This window comes from Rathayibacter sp. AY2B9 (assembly GCF_002931595.1).
Classification (GTDB): Bacteria; Actinomycetota; Actinomycetes; order Actinomycetales; family Microbacteriaceae; genus Rathayibacter.
Genome location: NZ_PSUB01000011.1, coordinates 27,149 through 41,096 on the forward strand (window position 1 = coordinate 27,149; position 13,948 = coordinate 41,096).

Genomic DNA, 13,948 nt, shown 5'->3' on the forward strand with positions numbered 1-13,948 from the left:
ACGACGGAGGAGGGATCCGGTCGAGGCACCGGTCCGACACGGATCGCGGGATCTCGGCGACGATCCTTCCTCCGTTGCCAGCACGATCCGGCTCAGACGGCGTCCTTCAGCGGCTGCGGGAGAGCCGAGACGAACGCGCGGGCCGCGGCGCTCGGCCGCTCCGGCACCGCCACCATCGTCCGCCACACCAGGAGCGGATCGGCGAGGGCCACCGCCCGCAGCCCGGCCGGGCGCTTCTCGGCGAAGTGCGCCGGCACGACCGCGATCCCCATGCCGTACTCGACCAGGTCGAGCAGCGTGTGCACGTCGTTCACCTCGAGCTCGACCTCGAACGCGAGGCCGTGCGCCGCGAACGCCCGCGCCGCGAGGTGACTCGCCGCCCAGTGCTCCTGCAGCCCCACGATCGTCTCGCCCGCCAGGTCCGGGATGCGGCAGCCGACGCGGCTCGCGAGCGGGTGACCCGGGCGCACGAGCACCGCGAAGCCCTCGCTCGCCAGCGGCATCGTCCGCACGCCGCCCGGCACGGCTCCGATGTCGGCGACCAGCGCCAGGTCGAGGCGGCCGGCGGCGACGGAGTCGAGCAGCGTGCCGGACCCCTCGTGGATCAGCCGGAGCGCGACTCCCGGGTGCTGCTCGCGGAAGTTCGCGAGCTCGCGCGGCAGGTGCACGCCGCCGAGGCACTCCTCCGTGCCGACCGCGAGGCTCCCGCGGAGCACCCCCTGCACGGCGAGCACCGCGTCGCGGGCGGCGAGCGCGCTGGCGACCGATCGCTCCGACTCCGCGAGCATCGCCCGACCGGCCGGCGTCAGCTCGACCCGGCGCGTGCTGCGGGTGAAGAGGGGGCTGCCCAGCTCGCTCTCGAGCGCACGGATCGACGCCGAGAGGCCCGACTGCGAGATCTGCAGGGCGCTCGCGGCGCGGGTGAAGTGCTGCTCCTTCGCGACGGCGAGGAAGTGTTCGAGCTGACGCAGTTCCATGGGTCCATCCTCGTCGCGCGGGCGGAGGAGCGGGGACCGGACCAGACACTCTCCAGCGGCCGCTCGGCCTGCCTGTGCGGAGCCGGCCGTCGGGTACGGCGGCGGCCGTCGCGAGAGCCGGCCCGGCTCAGGCGTCGGCGGACGAGATCGCGAGGACGATCGCCGTCAGCGTCGCCCGCAGGCGCTCGAGCGACGCGGGCTCCGACTCGTCCTCGAGGATCGACTGCTTGACCGCGTCGTCGTAGCCCGCCACCAGCAGGCGCACGGCCGTCGTCGGCTCGAGGGAGAAGTCGCGGCGCACCTGGCGCAGCGCCCCGTGCACGATCTGCACGAGCGAGGCGTCGAAGCCGGCGCGGAAGTCGCGGTACTGCGGAGCGATCCGCGGGTCGCGCAGCGCGAGCAGCTCGAACTCCGACTCGACCACGCACCAGCGGCGGTTGTCGGTGGCAGGTCCCTGGAGGAAGTCGAGGATCACCACGGCCAGCGTCTCGGCCGTCAGCGGCTCGTCGGCCGAGACGACGCGCGGGATCGTGCGGTCCATCTGCTCGACGAGGGCCGTCACCCGGGCGCCGTTCTCCCGCTCCATGAGCGCGAAGAACAGCTCCTCCTTGGTGGAGAAGTTGGAGTAGAAGGCGCCGCGCGAGAACCCGGCGCGCTCGCAGATCTGCTCGACGGACGCGCTGTGCACGCCGGTCTCGGCGAAGACGTCGTAGGCCGCGTCGAGCAGGCGCTCGCGGGTGCGGCCGCGGCGGGATGTCTCGGGAGGGGTGGAGTCGATCGCCGTCATCACCAGCCTCCTGCCCGCCCTGTCAACACCTTCGACGCCGTTCACCCTATCCGATACATTCACGTATCGAATACGGTCCTGTATCGGATACGCTCGTGTATCGGAGCCCGGCTCCGCCCTGGTACAGAGACGTATCGCCATCCTCCCCACCCATCGTCAGGAGACCGCGTGTCGTCGCTGCTCTACCGTCTCGGTCGTCGCGTGTACCGCGCCCACCGCCTCGTCGCCGTCCTGTGGCTGCTGATCGTGGTGGCGGGCGGAGGAGGAGCGCTGCTGCTCAACCAGGGCACCGACAACACGTTCTCCATCCCGGGCACGCAGTCGCAGACCGCCCTCGACCAGCTCGAGCGCACCTTCCCCCAGGTCAGCGGCACGTCCGCGCGGTACGTGGTCGTCGCGCCCGACGGGGGCAGCGTCCAGGACGCCGACGTGAAGGGCCCCGTCAGCGACGCGGTCGCCGCGCTCGGCGACGTCGACGAGGTCGCAGCCGTCACGGACCCCTACTCCGACAGCGTGTCCGGCACGATCTCCGACGCCGGGAACGCCCTCGTCATCACCGCGCAGATGGACGGCTCCGCCACCACCACGAGCCCCGAGAGCCGCGACGCGCTGAAGGCCGAGGCGACGACCCTCCAGGACGCGCTGCCCGCCGGCTCCGTGGTCTCGCTCGGCGGCGACCTCTTCGCCCAGAACCTCCCCGGCGTGACCATCACGGAGGCGATCGGCCTCGTGGTCGCCCTCGTCGTCCTCGTGCTCACCTTCGGCTCGTTCCTGGCCGCCGGCATGCCGCTGGTCACCGCACTGCTCGGCGTCGCCCTCTCGATGTCGGCCATCTTCATCGCCACCCGCTTCGCCTCGATCTCCTCGACCACGCCGCTCCTGGCGCTGATGCTGGGCCTGGCGGTCGGCATCGACTACGCCCTCTTCATCATCAGCCGCCACCAGGACCAGCTGAAGCAGGGCATGGACCCGGAGGAGTCGACCGCGCGGGCGACCGCGACCGCGGGCTCCGCCGTCGTCTTCGCGGGCCTGACCGTGATCATCGCGCTCGTCGGCCTCTCGGTCGCGGGCATCCCGTTCCTCACCACGATGGGCGTCGCAGCGGCGGGCGGAGTCGCGATCGCCGTGGTCATCGCGCTCACCCTGACCCCCGCCCTCCTCGGCTTCGCCGGCGCGCGGCTGCGCCCGAAGGAGCGCCGCGCGAAGAAGAAGGCCGCGAAGGCCGCCGCCGCCGCGGGCACCCACGTCGACACCGAGGCGCACGAGGAGGCGGCGACCGCCTCCCCCGGCGGGCACGTGCACGCCGAGGTCCCGCGCGGGTTCTTCCGCGGCTGGGTCCGGGTCGTCACGCGCTTCCCGATCGTGACGATCATCGCGGTGATCGGCGTGCTCGGCGTCGCGAGCATCCCGGCGCTCAGCCTCCGCCTCGCCCTGCCGGACGCCGGCTACCAGGCCGAGGGCACTCCCGCGCGCACCACCTACGACCTGCTCGCCGAGAACTTCGGCGCCGGCTACAACGGCCCGCTCATCGTCACCGGCACGATCATCGGCTCGACCGATCCGCTCGGCCTGATGGACGACCTCAAGGGCGAGATCGAGAAGCTCGACGGAGTCGCCTCGGTGCCGCTCGCGACGCCCAACGAGACCGCCGACACCGGCATCATCCAGGTCATTCCCGAGGGCGGCCCCGACTCCGAGGCCACCAAGGCGCTGGTCGCCGAGATCCGCGACAAGCACGACTACTTCCAGCAGGAGTACGGCGTCGACCTCGCAGTGACCGGCCAGACCGCGGTCGGGATCGACATCTCGGACACTCTCGCCAAGGCCCTGCTGCCGTTCGGCCTGCTCGTCGTGGGCCTGTCGCTGGTGCTGCTGACGATGGTGTTCCGCTCGCTCTGGGTGCCGATCAAGGCGACGCTGGGCTACCTGCTGTCGGTCGGTGCGTCCTTCGGCGCCGTGGCGGCGGTGTTCGAATGGGGATGGTTCTCGGACGCTCTGCACGTCGACAAGACGGGCCCGATCATCAGCTTCATGCCGATCATCCTGATGGGCGTGCTCTTCGGCCTCGCGATGGACTACGAGGTGTTCCTGGTCTCGCGGATGCGCGAGGACTACGTGCACGGGAGGCCGGCGCGCGCCGCCGTCGAGTCGGGCTTCGTCGGCTCGGCCAAGGTGGTCACGGCCGCCGCGGTCATCATGTTCTCGGTCTTCGCCGCCTTCGTGCCGGAGGGGGACACCAACATCAAGCCGATCGCGCTCGGGCTCGCCGTGGGCGTCTTCGTCGACGCGTTCATCGTGCGGATGACGCTGGTGCCCGCCGTGCTGCACCTGCTCGGCGACCGCGCCTGGCACATGCCGCGCTGGCTCGACCGCATCCTCCCGTCCTTCGACGTCGAGGGCGAGGGCCTCACGAAGGAGCTCGCGCTGGCCGACTGGCCGGAGCCCGGATCCACGGACGTGATAGCGGCCGAGGACCTCCGCCTCGACGGACCCGACGGTCCCGTCTACAGCGGCGTCTCGCTGCGGGTCGCTCCCGGCTCCTCCCTCGTGGTCCACGGGCCGCACCGCTCCGGCCGCACCGCGCTGCTGCTGAGCATCGCCGGTCGGCTCGCCCCCGACTCCGGGCGCCTGAAGGTCGCGGGCCTGGTCGTGCCGATCCGCTCCGCCGCCGTGCGCGGCCGGGTCGGGCTGGTGCGCCTCGCCGGAGCCGCCGACCCCGTCGCCGACGTCCGGTCGGCCCTGGAGTCGGCTCCGCCGATCCTGGTGCTCGACGACCTCGACACGGTCACCGACCCGCAGCTGCGCGGCGCGATCCGGGCCGAGCTCGACGCCGCCCGCGCCGCCGACGACGCGTTCACCGTGGTCGCCTCCTCCGTCGACGCCGAGGCGCTCGACGACCTCCTCCCCTCCGACCGCGGCGTGCTCGCGGTCTCGCCCGCGGCCGAGCGCCGCGCGATCGCAAAGGTCCTCTGACAGATGGCTCTCCTCTCCCTCGAACGCCCCCGCGGCGTCAAGAAGGTGTCCTGGCTGACCCTTCTCGGGATCGTCCTGGTCCCCCTCGTCATCGGCGGCCTCCTGGTGTGGGCGCTGTGGAACCCGACCGAGCGCCTCGACACGATCACGGCCGCCGTGGTCAACGAGGACACCCCGGTCGAGATCAACGGGCAGACCGTGCCGCTCGGGCGCCAGCTCGCGGCCGGCCTGGTGACGGGCGGCACCGACTCCGCGAGCTCGGACGCCCCCTCCTCCACCCCCTCGGCGAGCGCGACGCCGTCCGCGAGCACGACCCCGGTGCCCAACGTCTCCGGCTCGGACTCGACGGGCAACTTCACCTGGGTCCTCACGGACAAGGACGACGCCGCCAAGGGCCTCGCCGACGGCAGCTACGCGACCGTCGTGACGATCCCCTCGTCCTTCTCCGCCGCCGCCACCTCGTACTCCGGCGACGCCGCGGAGGCGACGAAGGCGACCATCGACATCGCCACCAGCGAGAAGGCCAAGCTCGTCGACGACGCCATCTCGGCCACCGTGACCAGCACCGCCACGTCGCTGCTCAACACGCAGCTGACCACGGCCTACCTCGAGAACGTCTACGTCGGCTTCAACACCCTCAACGAGCAGATCGGCCAGGCGGCCGAGGGCGCGGGCACGCTCGCCGACGGCGCCGACCAGCTCGGCACCGGCGCCTCCACCCTCGCCGACGGCACCAGCAGCCTCGCCGACGGGATCGACGAGCTCGCCACCGGCGCCTCCTCGCTCTCGGACGGCGTCGGGCAGATCGGCACCGGAGCCTCGTCCCTCGCCGACGGCGTGGGGCAGCTGGGCACCGGAGCCTCCGACCTCTCCGGCGGAGTCGCGCAGCTGGCCACCGGTGCGCGCGGCCTCTCCGGCGGAGTGGGACAGCTCGCGACGGGCGCCCGCGACTCGGCGACCAAGACGACCGCGCTGCAGGGCGGCGCCTCCGACCTGGCCGACGGGCTCGACCAGCTGAGGGAGGGAGTGGTGAGGACCGGCGACGGGACCCAGCAGGTCGCCGCCCTCAGCGCCGGCGCCGCCGCCGCCACTGCGGGGACCTTCGAGGCGCTCAGCGCCGCGCTCGAGGGCTGCGAGACGACGCAGTGCCTCGCCGCGCGCGCCGTCATCGCCTCGGCGGGCGGACCCACCGGCGCGACCACCCTCGCCACGACGACCGCGGGAGCCGTCGCCGGGATCGACGCGGGCATCCGCCTCGGCGGCGACGGGCAGCCCTCGCTGATCGACGCGGTCGGGCAGTCCGCCACCGGCGCGCGCACTCTCTCGGGGGGCATCGGACAGCTGTCCGGCGGCCTGACGCAGCTCGCGGACGGCGCGGACGACGCCGCGGACGGAGCGTCCCAGCTCGCCGACGGCCTCGACACCACGGCGGCCGGGTCCGCGCAGCTCGCGACCGGCGCCACCACCGCCGCGGCCGGCGCCCGCGACCTCGCGACCGGCGCGACCACCGCCGCGGGCGGTGCCGCCGACCTCGCCGCGGGAGCCTCCTCCGCCGCCGACGGAGCCGACCAGCTCGCCGACGGCGCGAGCGGGGTCTCGGACGGCGCCGTGCAGCTCGCCGACGGCACCCGCACGCTCGCGACCGGCCTCGACGCCGCGGTCGCGCAGCTCCCGACCTACACCGAGTCGGAGTCGACGAACCTCGCCGACGTCGTCTCGGACCCGGTCGAGAACGCGAGCAGCGCGACCGACCTGTTCGGAGCCTCCAGCGTCCCGTTCTTCGCGACGATCGCCCTCTGGCTCGGCGCCCTCGCGACGTTCCTGGTGCTCGCGGCGTTCTCGCACCGTGCACTCTCCTCGACCCGCTCCTCCGCGGCGCTCGCCCTCTCCTCCTACGTGCCGGCGCTCGTGATCGGCGTGGTGCAGGGACTCGCGGTCGCGATCGTGATGAGCGGCGTCGCGGGCCTGGAGCCGGGCCGCTGGGTCGGCTTCGCCCTCCTGGCGATGCTCACCGGCGCCTCGTTCGCCGCGGTGAACCAGGGGCTGGTCGCCCTGCTCGGAGGGATCGGCCGCTTCCTCGCGATGGTCGCGGCGGTGATCGCGCTCGGCGCGGGCATCATCTCGACGGTCCCCGGGCTGTTCGACGACGTGCTCGGGTTCCTGCCGCTCTCGGCGGCGCAGAACGCGCTGTCCGGAGTGGTCGAGGGCACCGACGGCACGGCCGGCGCCGTCGTCGGCCTGGTGATCTGGCTGCTGTTCGGGCTGCTGCTCACCGTCGCCGCGATCGCCCGTCGCCGGGTCGTCTCGGTCCGCGCCCTGCACCGCACCGCGGAGGCGTAGGCCGCGCCTCGCGCCACTCCTCCCCCGAACCGGGGACGGGTGGCGCGAGGATCGCGCCACCGACGCGCCTCTCCGGGCGACCGGTCCCGGCCGGGGCTAGCCTGACGCGATGGAGTCGGAACCGATGGCGATCCGGACGCGACGGGTGTACGGCCCGTCGGTCCTGCGACGCCTCCGCGCCCTCCTCCTGCGGCTCCTCGGCGCCGGCCTCGCGGCCGTGCTCATCCCGTTCGCCGTCCTCGCGGACCGCCGCGGCGTCCTCGACGAGTCGGTGCTCGCGCTCGGGCTCCTCGCCCTCACCGTCGTCATCGGACTGGCCTCGGCGGTCTCGCTCTTCGTCGTCTCCCCCACCCGCGTGATGACGACCGAGACGCAGGTCGTGCTGATGCGCGGCCGCCGCCGCCGCGAGCAGTGGCCCCGCCGGTCGGTCCGCTTCCTCGAGTCCGCCGACGGCGACGGCTTCGTCGCCTGGTGCCGCGGAGACGGAGTCGAGGTCCGCTGCGGCCACTTCCGCCCGGAGGACCTCGCCGCCCTGCTCGCCGACCTCGGCGCCGCCGCCCGCGTCCGCGACGCCCTGCCGCCCGCTCTGGCCGGGCCCGCCTCGGCCGTCCGCTTCCGGCCGCACCGCGCTCCGCTCCAGCGCCGGGCGGTCGCCCTGGTCGTCGTCGCCACGGAGGCGTTCGCCGCCGGCGTCCTGGCCGTCGCCCTCGCGGGATCCCCGTCGGGCGACCGCGCGCAGATCGCGCTGGGGGCGGTCGTCGTGGCGCTCTCCCTCCCGCTCGGGCTGGTCGCCGCGCGGCTGGCGCTGCGGCCCGGGCTGCCGGGCTCGATCGTGGTGTCGGAGTCGGCCATCCAGATCGACGGGCTGATCTTCCCGCTCGAGGCTCTGCGCTCGGTCGTCGCCTCGAGCCCGACGGGGAGCCGGAGCCTCCGCCTGACCCTCACCGAGACGAACGGCCGCATCACGGAGGTCCCCCTCGGGCTGCGGGTGCCGACGCTGCGGCGCGACCAGCTCTTCCCCGACTACCCGCTGCTGCTCGGCGTGCTGCGCGAGCGCACGGCGGGGCTGCTGCGGATCGAGGGCTGAGCCTCAGTCCTCGGCGCCGTCGGCGATGCGCTGGTGGTGGTGGATGACCTCGGCGACGATGAACCCGAGGAACTTCTCGGCGAACGCCGGGTCGAGGTGCGACTCCTCGGCGAGCGCCCGCAGCCGCGCGATCTGGCGGGCCTCGCGCTCGAGGTCCGCGGCGGGCAGCCCGTGCGCGGCCTTCAGCCGGCCGACCTTCTGCGTGAACTTGAAGCGCTCGGCGAGCAGGTGGATCAGCGCCGCGTCGATGTTGTCGATGCTCTGACGGATCTGCACGAGCTCGGCCCGCGCCAGGGACTCCTCGTGCGACGGCTCCTCGTGCGACAGCTCCTCGGTCATGCCCCGACCCTAACGGACCGCCCCCGGACACGACGACGGCCCCTGCCCGGAGTCCGGGAGGGGCCGTCGAGAGGGCCCGGTCAGTCGACCAGGTTGATCTGCACGGGGATGTTGCCGCGGGTGGCGTTGGAGTACGGGCAGAGCTGGTGCGCCGCATCGGCCACCTTCTGCGCGTCCTCGGAGCTCGCCTTCGGCACGTAGACGTCGAGCTCGACCGAGAGGCCGAAGCCGTCGGAGTCGTTCTTCCCGATCGAGACGCTGGCCGAGACGGCCGCGTCGGTCGTGTCGATCTTCAGCTGGCGACCGGCTCCGTGCAGGGCGCTGAGGAAGCAGGCGGAGTAGCCGGCCGCGAACAGCTGCTCGGGGTTGGTCCCCTCGCCGGAGCCGCCGAGCTCCTGCGGGGCGCGGGTGTCGAGGTCGAGACGGTCGTCCTCGGTGCGGACGTGGCCGTCGCGTCCTCCACCGGAGGCGTGGGCGATGGCGGTGTAGAGAGCATCCATTCCCCCATCCCACCACTCGGCCGCCGTGAGTCGGGTGAACGCGGGATGCACGTCCGTGCGTTCTCCCGGGAATCCCCCTCGGAAGCGCTCCGGGGAGCGTCAAGCCCCTCCCCCTCGGCGCCCTCCGGGTGTGCGGTGGAGGGACACCGACCCCGACCGGCGCGAGCCGGAGAACGGACACGAGCATGCGAGCACTCACCTGGCAGGGCATCGAGAAGGTCTCGGTCGAGACCGTCCCCGACCCCCGCATCCAGCAGCCGACCGACGCGATCGTCCGGATCACCTCGACCGCGATCTGCGGCTCCGACCTGCACCTCTACCGCCTCCTCGGGCCCTACATCGACCGCGGGGACGTGCTCGGCCACGAGCCGATGGGCGTCGTCGAGGAGGTGGGCTCCGGAGTCACCACCCTGAAGCCCGGCGACCGCGTCGTCGTGCCCTTCACCATCGCCTGCGGCGAGTGCTTCATGTGCCGCCGAGGGCTGCAGTCGCAGTGCGAGACGACGCAGGTCACCGAGTACGGCTCGGGAGCGGCGCTCTTCGGCTACACGAAGATGTACGGCCAGGTCCCCGGAGGACAGGCCGAGCTGCTCCGCGTGCCGCTGGCCGACTACAACACGATCGTCGTCGGCACGGACCTGCCGGACGAGCGCTACCTCTTCCTCAGCGACATCGTGCCCACCGCGTGGCAGGGCGTGGAGTACGCGCAGGTGCCCGACGGCGGGACCCTGGTCGTCTTCGGACTCGGCCCGGTCGGCCAGTTCGCGGCGCGGATCGGCGCCCACCGCGGCTACCGCGTCCTCGCCGTGGAGCCCGTCGCCGAGCGGCGCGCGATGGCCGAGCGGTACGGCGTGGAGACGTTCGACCTGTCCGACGACATCGCCGCGCAGCTGCGCGACCTCACGGACGGGCGCGGCCCCGACTCCGTCGTCGACGCGGTCGGCATGGAGGCGCACGGCTCGCCGGTCGGCTCGTTCGCGCAGTCGATGGCGGGGCTCCTGCCCGACCCGATCGCCCGCAAGGCGATGGACACGGTCGGCGTCGACCGCCTCGCCGCGGTCCACGCGTCCCTCGACCTGGTCCGCCGCGGCGGCACCGTCTCGCTGAGCGGGGTCTACGGCGGAGAGGCCGACCCGATGCCGCTGAAGTCGATGTTCGACAAGCAGGTGACGGTGCGGATGGGCCAGTGCAACGTGAAGCGCTGGATCGACGACCTGCTGCCGCTTGTGGAGGACTCCTCCGATCCGCTCGGCGTGATGGACCTCGTGACCCACCGCGCGCCGCTCGAGGACGCTCCGGCCCTCTACGAGACCTTCCAGAAGAAGGAGGACGGCTGCATCAAGGTCGTCCTGCACCCCTAGCCGGGGAACAGCGAAGGCGGCGCCCCCCGAGGGAGCGCCGCCTTCGCGGTACTGCCGAGACCTACTTGAAGACGTCCTTGACGTCCTCGCCGGCCTTCTTGGCCGAGGCCGCGGCCTGGTCCTTCTGGCCTTCGGCCTTCAGGCTGTCGTCGTTCTTGTGGTCGCCCAGGGCTTCCTTCGCCTTGCCGGCGATGTCCTGAGCGGCGTTCTTGATCTTGTCATCGAGCCCCATGGTGGTGCCTCCTTCGCTGATCGTTGGCACGACCGTAGGACCGGGAACTGCCCGCTTCCTGGGAGCGGGAAGGGGCTTGCCCGGGCGCCCGCTGGACTGCGATGATTCGCGCCCTCGACCGGGGCCGGCCGGCCGAGGGCGCGGGATCAGGTCGCCGGGGTGGCGGACTCGGACGGAGCGGACTGCGAGGGCGCGTTCGTGGGCGTCTGCGACGATCCGCCGTCGGCGCTGGTGGGCACCGCGCTCCCCGACTGGTACGGCGTCTGGGCGTCGCCGGTGCAGCCGGCCAGCAGGCCGATCGTCAGGGCGGAGGCGCCGAGCGCCCCGAGGACCCGTGCGGCGCTCACTTGCCCGTCACCGCGTCCTTGACGGCCCCCACTGCCTTCTCGACGATGTTCGGCTTCGGGTCGGTGCCGTAGAGGCGCTCGTCCGGCTGGGTGGGCGGGGGCATCGGGACGTTGCCGCCGGGCTCCGCGACGCGGTAGCTGAACTCTCCCTTGCCGTCCGGGGTCGGGCCCGAGGCCCAGCTGCCCTCGGAGGCCGCTGCTCCGTCCGAGAAGTTGATGTACTCGTACGACACGGAGCGCTCCTCCTTCGAGATCGGGAAGTTCGAGGGCACGGGCAGGTCCTCCCGGCCCTCCGCGCGCAGCTCGGCGGCCGCCGCGATCCACTGGTTCTGGTGCATGGTGTCGCGGGCCAGGAGGAACGACAGGAGGTCGCGCACGCCGTGGTCGTCGGTCATGTGGTAGAGCCGGGCGACCTGGAGCCGACCCTGCATCTCCGCGTTCGCGTTGGCGGTGAAGTCGGCCAGCAGGTTGCCGCTGGCGGTGATGTAGGAGCCCTGCCACGGGTTGCCCATGCTGTCGACGGGGCGCGCGCCGGCGCCGGCCACGATGGCGTGCTGCACGTCGGAGCCGCCGATGACCGCCGCGAGCACGGGGTCCTTCTTCATCGCGTCCTCGGACTGCTCGACCGGGGCCTTCTCGAGCAGCTGGGCGATCATCACGGCGATCATCTCGACGTGGCCGAACTCCTCGGCGCCGATGCCGAAGAGCAGGTCCCGGTACTTGCCCGGGTCGTGGGCGTTCCAGGCCTGGAAGCCGTACTGCATCGCCACGGTGATCTCGCCGTACTGGCCGCCGAGCACCTCCTGGAAGCGGCGGGCGAAGACCGCGTCGGGCTTCGAGGGCGTGGACGTGAATTGGAGTTCCTGACGGTGGAAGAACGTGACTGGTTGCCTTTCCGGGGTAGCCGGGCGGATCCGGGTGCGGACGTCCGATGTCTGTCCTCTCGACGGTAGGGAGCCCTGTTCGCGGGTCAGAAGGGGCTTGACGCGGTGGCGGAGCAGTCGATCCACGGGCCCTCGGGACCCGCCCTCGTGGGCGCGGGATGGTAGCCCCAACAGGGGGTCAGCCGCTATGCCCTTCCCGGTACTCGAGGGCCCGAACAGACTGGCGACGCCGGCACGCATTCATTCCCCACTCGATCCTGGAAGGGACAGACGATGTCGAACATCGATCCCGCTTCACCTCCGTTCGGAGACGGCGCCGCGAACTTCGGCGCGACCGAGACCCCCATCGACAGCGGGGCGCACGTCGCCTCCACGGACACCTCCTCCGGCTCCTCCTCGGGCAGCACGGCCGACTCCGCGAAGGAGAAGGCGAGCGCCGCCGCGGGCACCGCCAAGGACCAGGCCGGCGCCGTCGCCGGCGACGCCAAGCAGGCCGCGAGCGAAGTGCTCTCGACCGGCAAGGACGAGGCCGCCAACGTGGTCCAGGAGGCCAAAGTCCAGGTCAAGGACCTCTACGACCAGAGCCGCACCCAGCTCACCGAGCAGGCCCACGCCCAGAAGGAGAACGCCGCCAAGGGCGCCCGCGCCTTCAGTGACGACCTGACCGCGCTGGCCAACGGCGAGGGCGGCAGTGACAACGCCGCGGCGAAGCTCGTCTCCCAGGCGGCCACCCGCGTGCAGGGTGTGGCCTCGTGGCTCGAGAACCGCGACCCGTCCGAGCTCCTCGACGACGTCCGCGCGTTCGCTCGCCGCCGCCCGGGTGCCTTCATCCTCATCGCCGCGGCGACGGGACTCGTCGGCGGGCGCCTCATCCGCGCCCTGACCGCCGAGGCGAAGGACGAGAAGGAGGCGACGAGCACCCGCACCGACGGGCCCGAGTTCGACGCCCCCGCCTCGACCACCGCGCACTCCGACGCCTCCGCGTACGACGCGCCCGTCGCGTCCGCCTACGGCACCGTCGGCTCGAGCTCCCTCGAGCGCGACTACGCGCCGACCGAGCCCGTCGCCGACCCGCTCGACGGCGGCTTCCCGAACGGCGGCCGGCTGTGACCGACCCGACGGGCGTCCACCGCTCGACGGAGACGCCCGACCAGCGGGCCGGGTCGACGTCGCTGGGCGATCTGCTCGGCGAGGTCTCGCGCGACCTCTCCACGCTGATCCGCCAGGAGATGGCCCTCGCGAAGGCCGAGCTCAAGGAGTCCGCCGGCAAGGCGGGCAAGGGAGCGGGCCTCCTCGGCGGGGCGGGCTACGCCGCGCTGATGGCCGTGCTCTTCCTCTCGATCGCCCTCTGGTGGGGCCTGGGCACTCTGATCGGCAACGGCTGGTCCGGAGTGGTCGTGGCCGTCATCTGGGCGATCGTGGCCGCGATCCTCTACGCGGTGGGCCGCAAGAGCCTGAAGCAGGTCGACGGCGCTCCCGAGACGGTCGACTCCCTCAAGAAGATTCCCGACACCCTCAAGCCGAACGGGGCAGGACGATGACGTACGACGCAGGACAGAACAAGACACCCGAGGAGATCCGGGCGGACATCGAGCGCACGCGCCTCGAGCTCGGCGGAGACGTCGACGCGCTGGCCGAGAAGGTCAGCCCGTCCGCCATCGCGCAGCGTCAGACCGACAAGGTCAAGTCGGCCGTGGGCTCCGTCCGCGACCGGGTGATGGGCTCGGCGCACGACGCCTCCGACTCGCTCTCGAGCGGTGCGGGCTCGGCGAAGGCCAAGGCCGAGGGCAACCCGTTCGCCGTGGGGCTCATCGCCCTCGGCGCCGGACTCCTCGTCGCCTCGCTCATCCCCGCCTCCAGCAAGGAGAAGGAGGCGGCGAGCCGCGTCAAGGAGCAGGCCCAGCCGGTCGTCGACAAGGTGACCGACGCGGCCAAGGAGGCGGCGAGCGAGCTCCGCGAGCCCGCGCAGCAGGCCTTCGCCTCCGTCAAGGAGACTGCGACCGACGCCGCGCAGAACGTCAAGGAGGCGGGCACCTCCGCCACCGACGACGTGAAGGACTCGGCCCGCGAGGCCAAGCACGCCGTCCAGGAGGACGTGCAGCACTGATCCGTCGGCGCTGA

The 13,948-nt window shown here is 72.7% G+C and carries 14 protein-coding genes; 7 read left to right on the forward strand and 7 right to left on the reverse strand.

Annotated elements, in window-relative coordinates; genetic code table 11:
• Positions 1–92 precede the first annotated feature (92 nt).
• On the reverse strand, positions 93–977 hold the full coding sequence (locus C5C25_RS11350; protein ID WP_104250662.1) for a LysR family transcriptional regulator: 885 nt from the start codon (positions 975–977) through the stop codon (positions 93–95).
• Between the two features lie 127 nt (positions 978–1,104).
• Complete coding sequence (locus C5C25_RS11355) at positions 1,105–1,764, reverse strand: TetR/AcrR family transcriptional regulator (RefSeq protein ID WP_104309578.1); 660 nt, start codon at positions 1,762–1,764, stop codon at positions 1,105–1,107.
• 168 nt (positions 1,765–1,932) lie between these two features.
• Between C5C25_RS11355 and C5C25_RS11360 the strand changes: the two genes are divergently transcribed.
• The 3 genes from C5C25_RS11360 to C5C25_RS11370 all read left to right on the forward strand — a co-directional run bounded on the left by C5C25_RS11360 (position 1,933) and on the right by C5C25_RS11370 (position 8,164).
• Positions 1,933–4,737, forward strand: a complete 2,805-nt coding sequence (locus C5C25_RS11360) for an MMPL family transporter (RefSeq protein ID WP_104250664.1) — start codon at positions 1,933–1,935, stop codon at positions 4,735–4,737.
• 3 nt (positions 4,738–4,740) lie between these two features.
• Positions 4,741–7,077 carry a YhgE/Pip domain-containing protein gene (locus C5C25_RS11365; protein ID WP_104222758.1) on the forward strand — a complete coding sequence of 779 codons (2,337 nt, stop codon included), beginning with the start codon at positions 4,741–4,743 and terminating at the stop codon, positions 7,075–7,077.
• A gap of 109 nt (positions 7,078–7,186) precedes the next feature.
• Complete coding sequence (locus tag C5C25_RS11370; protein ID WP_146076942.1) at positions 7,187–8,164, forward strand: hypothetical protein; 978 nt, start codon at positions 7,187–7,189, stop codon at positions 8,162–8,164.
• Positions 8,165–8,167: 3 nt separating this feature from the next.
• Here the strand turns inward: C5C25_RS11370 and C5C25_RS11375 are convergent, their stop codons facing one another.
• Entirely contained in the window at positions 8,168–8,503 is a 336-nt protein-coding gene (locus C5C25_RS11375; protein WP_104222760.1) for a chorismate mutase, read from the reverse strand.
• Positions 8,504–8,583: 80 nt separating this feature from the next.
• Positions 8,584–9,003 carry an organic hydroperoxide resistance protein gene (locus tag C5C25_RS11380; protein ID WP_104222761.1) on the reverse strand — a complete coding sequence of 140 codons (420 nt, stop codon included), beginning with the start codon at positions 9,001–9,003 and terminating at the stop codon, positions 8,584–8,586.
• 185 nt (positions 9,004–9,188) lie between these two features.
• On the opposite strand from C5C25_RS11380, the gene C5C25_RS11385 reads away from it, so the two are divergent.
• Positions 9,189–10,364: a zinc-dependent alcohol dehydrogenase gene (locus C5C25_RS11385; protein ID WP_104222762.1), complete on the forward strand. Its 1,176-nt coding sequence runs from the start codon at positions 9,189–9,191 to the stop codon at positions 10,362–10,364.
• Between the two features lie 61 nt (positions 10,365–10,425).
• On the opposite strand, the gene C5C25_RS11390 is transcribed toward C5C25_RS11385, so the two are convergent.
• The 3 genes from C5C25_RS11390 to C5C25_RS11400 form a co-directional block, all read right to left on the reverse strand.
• Positions 10,426–10,596, reverse strand: a complete 171-nt coding sequence (locus tag C5C25_RS11390) for a CsbD family protein (RefSeq protein WP_104222763.1) — start codon at positions 10,594–10,596, stop codon at positions 10,426–10,428.
• A gap of 146 nt (positions 10,597–10,742) precedes the next feature.
• Positions 10,743–10,943: a hypothetical protein gene (locus tag C5C25_RS11395; protein WP_104250665.1), complete on the reverse strand. Its 201-nt coding sequence runs from the start codon at positions 10,941–10,943 to the stop codon at positions 10,743–10,745.
• Complete coding sequence (locus C5C25_RS11400) at positions 10,940–11,857, reverse strand: manganese catalase family protein (RefSeq protein ID WP_104250712.1); 918 nt, start codon at positions 11,855–11,857, stop codon at positions 10,940–10,942. The genes C5C25_RS11395 and C5C25_RS11400 overlap by 4 nt, the downstream gene beginning before the upstream one ends.
• 243 nt (positions 11,858–12,100) lie before the next feature.
• Between C5C25_RS11400 and C5C25_RS11405 the strand changes: the two genes are divergently transcribed.
• The 3 genes from C5C25_RS11405 to C5C25_RS11415 are packed head-to-tail and all read left to right on the forward strand — an operon-like array spanning position 12,101 to position 13,934.
• Positions 12,101–12,937: a hypothetical protein gene (locus C5C25_RS11405; protein WP_104250666.1), complete on the forward strand. Its 837-nt coding sequence runs from the start codon at positions 12,101–12,103 to the stop codon at positions 12,935–12,937.
• Entirely contained in the window at positions 12,934–13,368 is a 435-nt protein-coding gene (locus tag C5C25_RS11410) for a phage holin family protein (RefSeq protein WP_104222767.1), read from the forward strand. Before C5C25_RS11405 ends, C5C25_RS11410 begins: the two co-directional genes overlap by 4 nt.
• On the forward strand, positions 13,365–13,934 hold the full coding sequence (locus tag C5C25_RS11415) for a DUF3618 domain-containing protein (protein ID WP_104222768.1): 570 nt from the start codon (positions 13,365–13,367) through the stop codon (positions 13,932–13,934). The genes C5C25_RS11410 and C5C25_RS11415 overlap by 4 nt, the downstream gene beginning before the upstream one ends.
• Positions 13,935–13,948: the final 14 nt, after the last annotated feature.